The organism is Endozoicomonas sp. SESOKO3, from assembly GCF_024606255.1.
Genome location: NZ_JAHHPR010000622.1, coordinates 1 through 9,725 on the forward strand (window position 1 = coordinate 1; position 9,725 = coordinate 9,725).

Annotated in this window: 1 protein-coding gene; it reads left to right on the top strand. The window is 49.4% G+C overall.

The features are described 5' to 3' along the window. Nucleotides 1-9,725: TcdA/TcdB catalytic glycosyltransferase domain-containing protein (locus KDK18_RS10935; protein WP_257254933.1), on the top strand; the 9,725-nt coding region annotated here is incomplete at both ends.

The window sequence follows — 9,725 nt, forward strand, 5'->3', positions numbered from 1 at the left end:
CGCAGTGAACAATGGTTTTTCCGCAGGGCTCTTGATGACAGCCTGGACTGGCTGACCGCTAAAAACCCTGACAATCCAGCCCTGGAAAACCTTGGACGACTCAAAAAAAATGATAAAGCACAACAGGGTGAATACGATGGCCTGACCGAAACGGAACAGGCATCGCTTCCTGGCAACACCACCAGCAGTGTCCGGGGCCGGTTCTTTACCCTCACAGCCCTGAATGACCGGATAGGGGTTTACCTGACGCCGGACTACCTGGCCGATGCCACTGACCAAACTATCGCCAGTGATCTGCGCCAACTGGTGGACGCCAGCGATCTGTTCAGACGCCGGGTGAACAATACGGACGAATTGCGGAGACAGTTGGGCAACGCAACGACCCCGATAAGGCCCGACACCCTTGGCGATCTTCACAACCTTCGCTTGCTGCAACTGCCCCCTGACGAGCGTAACAGGACGATCCCCGGAGACTATGTCAGCCTGATCATTCCCGGTCACGATGGCGCGTTCCCCGGCGGTGAGTCCGGCCCAATGACTTATCTGCCCACCCGGCATGGTTTGAAAAATGACACCACCCATGACCAGGCTCCGGGTAACCGGACAGACGTTGCCACCGTTAACCAGACCCTCAATAACGGCACCTTCACGCTCATTGATTTTGATCCGGGCTGGGGAGACACCCCCTACGGTTCCGGATGGCTGTCAGGCCATCTTTCATTCTTTTACCAGCTAGGGGAGGCATTGCGGCTGGCGCTTGGGATGGCACCAGAAGAAGATGCCGATGCGGCTAAAAACCGGATTCGTACTGACCTTGGCTTGCCAAAGCATTATCCGGGACAAGACGGCAAACCGTTACCCGTAGTAGACCCCCGTCAGGTAATGGTCAAAGAAACCCTGCCCATACAGGTCAGGTTTAATCAAACGACAGTGACAGACAACAACACATCCGTGCGCCTGGCGGTGACCGGGTATGGTGCCCTGGGACGTCACCTGGAACTGACGGCAGAGCCTGACGGCAATGGCACCTATCGTCTGCAACTGAATTCCATTGGCAGAATGCCAACGGATGACCGTTTTCAGCCGCCCTCACTGCGCAGGTATCCCGAAATGCCCAAACCGGCGGCAAGACACAGGGTTCGCCGTGCCGATCCTGACCCTGATCCTGCTGAAAGCCCAGACCCGACATTAATCGACTCACTGATTCCCGGCTCCAGGACATTCCAAAAAGAATTTGTGCCGTTATTACGCTATCAACTCGCCGCGAACGAAGGCTTGAGTCAACGTTTTAGAATCCTGGTCGCGGCTTTTAAAAAAGTTGATGGCATTCGCAGTGCCAATGCTCCGTTAACCTTTCCTTTGGTCTTGGGGCTCTACGACAAACTCACCACCCTGATCGACAAACACCCGCAGGCAACCGGCGAAAAATTTACGAAACTGGCTGCAGACATCAAGAGCTGGCTTGAACGCAGCATGAAGTCAGTTCCTGCAAGACTACATTTTGTCAGCGTTAACCCAACCGATGAGGAGCTGAAGCGTATACGGTCATGGATTTTGGCCAATGCAGAGTCCGGTTTACAAATAAACCTCTGGTATGACCCGAATGCAATGCTCGCCAGTGAGCTTGCGGAAGCTCTTAAACGGTCAGTGACAACTCAATTGACCCGTCGATCCGACCCCGGTAATCCATCTGATTTTGAATCGGATTTACTGAAAGAGCTGATGAGGCTACAAGATGAGGCCTGGCAAGCCATAGAGTCAAAAATGGCACAGGGCCAGCCGTTTGATCAGGCGGTAAAAGACTTTCTGGTAGAGCACCTCAACGATACGACGGACCTTGACGATAAAAAAGCCCAAATGCTGGAATCCTACCGGCAATTTACAGAGCAGATAAAGGCTTCTTATCCGAGGGCAAAGTTTTCCCTCAAAGATATTAATGAAGTCTGGACCAGTGCCTACGGGGAAGAGGGCCAGAAGGCCAGCAAATACTACTTCAGGGAGCTGGGCTTGCGCGGTCATCAGCCCGCAGCCAGCGCACTGGTGAAAATGAGGGTGATGGGCACTCTCGGTGGTGCTTATTCTGATACGTCGCTTTCGCCTGCATTGAATAAGGATCTTTTCAAGGGTATTGATTATTCCGGCGTCAGCGAAACCGATTTGAGCAGGGTAAAGGCGGTACAGACACAGCTGGTCATCCAGGGGCTTGGCAAAGAGTTCCGTGCTGATGACCAGGATGCTGCCATTAAACAAAAGGTTTCAGACGATCTCGCCTGGCTGGGTAAACAATACCCCCGGTTAAAGAGCGATATCGAGCAGCGTTTGGCCAGTGCTGCTCCCTCGCAACGGTTTGAGCCCCTGGGAAAAATCAAGGTCATTCCCGGTGAGATCTACCTGCCATCGAAAAACCATCCAGGTTTATTTTTTGCGGCTACATTGGGCAGCACACCGGTCGGCAACCGAGCCATGGAGTTGGCTATAAACACCCTTACATCGCAATATGAAATGATTGATCAATTTGGGTTGTCCGAACTGAAAAATTTGAACGCTGCCAATCATAAAAAAACGTTTTTAGTCAGTCATGATCTCAGTTATACGGAATTGGTTTATTATCGATTCGGAGGGGTGTCAGAGTTTGTGGAAGGGCATCAAATCCTGAATGGTGATCTCGCCCTGAAGCAAAGCAATACTGCAATGAGTCGGCAAGGCTACGACGCTTTGCTGGATGCTCTTCGATTTTCTGCCGGGGAACGCTTTACCCTTTCCAGCAAAGCGGCAGCTGCCCGGGACCAGGAAAACACGATCACACGCTATTTCAACACAGATCCGCAAAAGCCTGGCCAATACAGTCAACAACTGGTTATCCAGATGGCGTCTGGCGACGATAACCCGATCAGCAAGGCCAGCCGTTACCTGTTTCGCAAATATAAAAACCGCCAACCAACGGGAGATAGTTATAACTCAATCCGCTGGCTGGTTATGGAGAGCGGTTATTGGTCAGATGGTGAGACTGGCGCAAGGGTTAATCATGCCGACATTCGCGGATTTCTGGACGGTGATAGCCGAATTCATGTCGTTGGACTGGGTCAGTCCGGGAACGGGGAGTTTACCCTGGGCGGACAAACCGCGTCAGACCTGTCAACAAAAATCAATGAATTGATCGGCGATACCCCGGTTAAAACCGTTAACCTGATTGGCTCAGCCATTGATCACAACGGGCTTGTCAGCCAATACCTGAAAGACACCCTGAAAGCGACAAGAACCCGCACAGTAACTGCCCGTGACGGTCTTTTGAGGGTCGACATCTGGGGGCGTCTGTGGGTTGGCCTGCTTGCAGACACGGGTCTGGTCACCTGGTCACTGGACGACAGGCCTGACAGGCTGAAAGCATTTCGCACCAGTGATGGTAAAGTCACGGTCGAACGCTTGCCTGAAGCCCCGTATGTTGAAGCTGACGCTGGACTACGACAAATGCCTTCTGTGTTGTCACAGAACAGCGGGCTGCTGGGGCCGGTTAATCCCGATAATGCAATACCGACCCCGGAGATGTTCAGGTTAAGCCTTAAGTCGCATCTGGGTGCTCTCAGTTCGGATGATTTAGAATCGCTAGAGGAAAAAATCGCAGAATTTGATCGACTTCGCCAGGAGGGGTCCGCCCTTAAAAAATACGGCCTTGTCTATCGGATGCAGGAAAACCTGCCCAAAATTCTTGCCGGGGGCGCTGCCGTCTCCCACCTTGCCGCGACCATAAACCAGTACCTGCTGGATGCACTGGCCGAAGTACCCAAAAATCTTCACTTTATCTGGATTGGTCGTCTCAACGAAGGTGTTAAGGACTATCTCAAGGTCTGGGCTAAGACGAATTCCTGGCCATTAACGCTTTGGTACGACCCGCAGTCGTTTCTGGCACCCGTGCTTGCCCGGGAAATACATAAGGCTGTTGCCGCTGAAAAAATACCCGAATCATTCCTGACAGCAGAAAATGCCAGTGATGAATTTGTGGAACGTGTTAATCAGCTGCAGGATCTGGCCTATAGCACCATAAAAAAAGGCATCGCTGAGGGCAAAACCTTCGACGACATGGCAAAGGCATTTTTAGTCAAGCATTTGGCTGTGGATCAAAGCGAATTAGAGACAATACAGGAAGAAAGCCTGAAGCAATTCACGGAGTTCACCAATGAGATAGCCAGGCTTCAGGGCAACCCTGAATCCGAAAAATTCAGGCTGGCAGATATCAATACACTCTGGCAGCCAGACGATGAAGCCAGCCCGAAACAGTGGTACGTGAAAGAACTTGGGCTGAGGGGGATTTTAGCCGCAGCCTCTGATTTGGTAAGGATAGAACTGCTGATTAAAAATGAGGGGGGTGTCTACCTGGATGTCGATACATTGCCTTCTCATAATGACGAATTGTTTAAACACATTAACATTCCGCAAGAAACTTCATTTAAAGTCAAACCGGACCAGTTAATTAACCATATGATTATGGAGTATTTTGCTGAGCCAGGGCCGGAACAACTGTTTTCTAACAGAACACCTGATCCAGAAATAGAGAAAATATTTAACGAAATAAAAGAAGAGCACCCTGTTTTTATTAAGGCTATTAAAGAAGCCATCGCTAATCACAACGACAAGCCGCTTTTCGTTTTTCCAGAATCGCTCAGAGTTATTCCTGGTTCAGTGGAATTTTATTTAACCTATTTGGGATCAACCCATTGCAACAACAATCTTATTATCGCACCACAAGATACTGAAGCTCTCAAGGCAGTTAAGCAATATATTATACGACGACATCAATTAATTGAACGTTTCAACAATGATAGCTCATTGAAAAAATCTGATACTGATATACATAAAATGGCAGAATCAATCGCCAATGAATTCGACGATTATCGAGAAGTCACCTACGCCGTTTTAAATTATCGGCAAGATGGAATACTGAATCAATCCAGATCGACGGTTTTTATATCCGGAGTGCAGCCGTTTCTTACAGTCTCCGGTCGTTATTTGTCTGATTTTTTTGCAAGAAAGGATTTGCGTCATCGTGAATTAAGACAATTTTTCATGCAGGTTAATCCATTAGCAAAGATTGATTTAGTCAGTGAAGATACTGATGAAAGCACCAGAAGCTGGGTGCCTGAAGCTGATAAAACCGTGCGTTATGCCCTGACCGCTGAGCATGACAGCCGTTATAAAAACCAGATTATTATCCAGCTGGGTAACAGCGAGAATGAAGCCAAAGCCAGCCTATATCTGAAGAAAAAATACCAGCCCGATTTTAGCCGACTTATACGACTAAAGCCTGATGGAACCCTGATTGATACGGAGACAAGTCTCGACATTAAACTGGAGGCATTGCAAGCTGATTTTCTTAAAGACGACACCCGTATTATTGTTGTGGGTCACGGCAGTAAAGTTCAGGGAGAAGAGGCCGGTTCCAACTCGTTTCTCCTGGGCGGAAAGACCGTCGGTCAACTGGCCGAGGTGCTCAAGCACGTCACCGCCGGCCGCTTTGTCCACACTGTCAGTGTCGTGGGTTGTGGCGCTGATGCCAGCGGAGAGCATTACCCCGTAGAAGATTTCGCCAGAAAACTGTTCGCTGAAATCCGGACAAAACGCATCACGATCCGTAATGCACTGGTGGCGGTGGATGTATTGGGGCGCAAATGGACGGGCACCCTGCCCGCCAACGGCAATGTCCTGTGGTCACAGTCAGACCCTCGCGTCAAGCTGGTGCTTGAAAAGGACGAACGGGGGCAGTTGATGGCCCGTCAGGTCCCTGTTGAAGAAGGGCTGGTGACAAAACTCCGGGACTTGCCCGCTTTACCCCGCGGCAGGGATTATGTGCGCTTGGGTCCCGACGATGACCGTTCTTTCGAACAGGCCAGACGTTTACTGGTGAGTACGTTTATCGAAAACGGTGGCAGACAGCCACTCTCCGAACTGATTGAGCAATACAACCGTCGGTTGCAACAACTCACCAGTGATGACTTTTCTCCTTACCGGTTGATGCCGTTGCCGGTGGCCAATGCCGAACTGCCTTCTGCACAGGCCGGGGCACCAAGAGCGCTTCATATGAGCGCCTTTGTCCGTGCAGAGTCAATCGGGGACCCATTTTCGGGGGTTGGCCTGCTGGCCTACGGCAATCGCTTTGCGCAAGAGAATTTTTTCCGGGCTCAGCAGGCGGGGTATGATCTGGCCTGGCAAGTCACAAAACCACCATCTGATGGGATAACAGCGCTGTTTACTCGCCAGCTGCTAGGGTCTTTGCAGGAGATTGTGGCACCCGGTGGCAATGATATAAACCCGTTCAGGGTTTCCAGCCCTGACCTGATGGTTTCTGTATTAGGAAAAGATGACCTTTCTGCGCTCTATGCCCATAAACGAAATGACTTTTCCAACCTGGGTCAGCGGTATATCAAGTCCCTGAACGAGTTATTGGGTCACTTTCTGGGGGACAAAGCAGATCAAAAAGCACCGAAACTGAACACCTTGAAAAGGAATGAACAGAGAAAGTCGTTTCAAAAAAGCCTTTCGCTCGGGATTGACAAAAGGCTGAAGCATCCCCCCTATAACACTGTCAGCTTTACTGATCCCATGTCCCTGGCTAATAGCGAGGCTTTTGCTGGAGACAACAACCAATACCTGCCTGTTGTCACCGATCCTTCGGGCGCAACTTATGTTCTGGTGGACGTGCCAGAGACTAATAGCGCAGCTTTTCCGGATAATCTGCGCAATATCCTGTTTATGCTTCAGTCCTCAGGTCCGCTGACGGAGGATACGGCCCGGACGCTGATTAATACCATTCAGTCAGCCTATTCCCACCACTCAAAGTACTACCTGCCAGAACAGTGGCTCATTGAAAAAATTAACCGACTGACGCAGGTTGATCTGGTCACACTGGCCACTGAAATTAATAGCGTCGACACGCAGTATGAGATTGCTCCAAGCCTGATGCGAAAACTGTTGTTTCGCCTGGTGAGCCGCGCAGTGATGGCCCTGGAGAGCGGTCGCACACCCGATATGCAGGAGAAGCTCCTGATCGCAGAATTATCCTCCCGGCTCCCCGATAGCAATACCATGGTCGTCGTGCTCCCGCCTCCGGAAAGCTCTGAACGCCGGGTTTCCCTGGACCCTTTGCTGCCCTTCGGACAGGATATCCATTCTCGCTCGCGAATCACCCTGGGCGCTCGTTCGCCATTTTTTTTCTCAACCATTGAGGATCGTGCCTATCGCTCTCAGTTGCGTGAGCTGGTGCAACTGGGCGGAATGCCTGAAAAGCTTGAGGCTGTGATTCGTTATTTCGACAGACCTAATGAACTCATCGATAGCCTTATGGCCTGGCGCAAATGGGAGATAGAGACTGGTATTAAGAAAAAAAGTCCGGTTCTTGATCTTCGGCTGGAGCACAACCGTTTGATCGCGGACAGTCAGGTGAATGTCTTGCAATGGGAATTAGAGAGGCCTGTCATCATCCAGGTTGGACTGTCAGATGTACGACCAGATTCGTCTGATACCCGCCTGGCCCGGGTGATAGCCCAATCCTACGGGATGGCGCTGTTCCTGCAACTGCGGTCAGATTATGCAGCCCCACGCGATATCGTCAGGGCCATGGAGATATGGCAAACGGATTACCGTGATGATCCTGATGGTGAATACAGTTTTGACAAGAGTCTGACACTGCGGCAGTTACCGGAAACAAGAGATCAGCTTTACCAGACACTGATCCTTGACAGTGATGATCGCGATCTTCAGTTTGCCCGGGGCGATGTAGATGATTTCCAGCATGCACTGGAGGTATTGTTTCGGGAAAAGAATCTCGCCCGTTCGGTCAGAAACGTTTTTCGCCACCTTGCAGTAGAGCCGATGACCTTTGTTGATACTTTTGTAGAGGCTCTGGTTCAGGTACACACAGATTTCTGGAAACAGATGCGGGATTCGGAACTGCTGTCTGCGCTGCAGTTGAAGGCATCGGATTACCGGACATTGAAAAAACGACTAACCAACTCTCGTTTACCCGCCAAAAACAGGGGCAGATTATTATTAGATCTGGGTAATATGGAAAACCCGCCAGACAAAACTCCGTACACGGGCACAATCCCTTCTCATTACATGGACGTCTATAGCAAAGGAATAAAGGAGAACAGTCCCGGAATTATCATTGAAGTGACACCGGTTTCCTATGGCGGTCAGGGCTCACAGTCAAAGATCGCGATCTTGTTCCCTGCCCGGTTGATCAAACATGCTCTGGAAAAGAATGCTCCTTCAGATTACTTGTTTTCAGTACAAAATAAGATTATCAAAACCCTTCGATGGCTCAGAACTACCTCTGATTTCAGGGGTTTTTCCAACACCCTGGCGAAAAAACGGAGCCAGGTCTTTGGCAACCTCCAGACTCTGGTGAATCAGGGTGTTATTGATGGTTCTGCCGGTACAGGCTTCGATCAGATCAAAATACCCGACTCTGTCCGGCTATTACTGGTCATTATTCCTCCCGGTTCAGCCGCTACAGAAACGCCGGAACCGGTTCTGATCAATAATGCCGGTTGTGTCCTGAAAATGGATCCGGGCCAGTATGTCACCGAAGGCAAAATGCTGGTTGAACAACATCACACTTTATCAAACCTGATAGTTCGTTATGTGGTTGCATCCAATCTGTTGAAAGGGGTCAGCAGCGATTCACAAAGCATTCGAAAAAGAATTCTGCATGAATTTGGTGTTGAGGAACTACAAAAAAATATAGAAACTTCGGATATCCCTGTAGACACTCATAAAGGACGGATCGGTCTTGAAATAGAGTATGATGTCACAGATGTCGATGCTGAATCGAGAGTAGAACTGGCGTATACTAAATTTCCTCCTGGTGAGCGTATTAGCCGAATTTATACTAATATGCTCGTGTCTACTGATTCAAATAAACTTCGCTCTATCATTGAAGTCATTACCGGCCCCTTAGCTCTCTCGGTTTATCTCAGTGAATCCTCGGCGTTATTTCGTGCGACCAATACGATGGCCTCTGCTTTAGCAAAAATACCTGAGGGTGGTTCTACCGTTAGCGATTTAGTTCAGGCTTATAATGACGAGCTACTTGGCAATGACCCCAATGATCAATTAAAAGATTTCCGTTTAACCAGCTTTAATGATTTTAAAAACACTAAAGTTTCATTGCTGCCTGAGGCGATAGGGGTCGGGTCGTTACCTCCTCATGTTCAGGTTAACATTGGCGTCGAACTTAGCATGCTTTGGGATATAACATCTTATATTCCCTGTCTTATAGCTCCGAGAAAAAGTGACATATTAAGGGACGTTTTTCAGTTGAGCCAGTATAAAGCCTCTCTCATTTCAGAAACACTGAATCTGAATTCTGACTTACTGAAATCCATGCTTACCATTCATTTGTACAAGCAGGCATTAGACAGTTCAACCGACAAATTTTATAGGGGTAAGATCGGGACTGCAAACACACCCATTACTCAACTTGAAGGATTACTGAGGCTGGGTACCGGCGATTTTTTAATGACGGTCATCTCTGATTTGGATGCCACACAACTCAAGTCGGCCATCCGGGATTACAGCTGGCAAGCTTTTAGTTCGTTGATGCAGCAAACGGTCAGTGAGCTGGCCACAATGGGATCCAGGGCTGAAGGGTTGGGCAGAGAGTGGAAGGTTCCCGAACAAAAACTGGAAGCCAGATTAAAATTGCTGTTTATCGACCTGTTGGATTACCG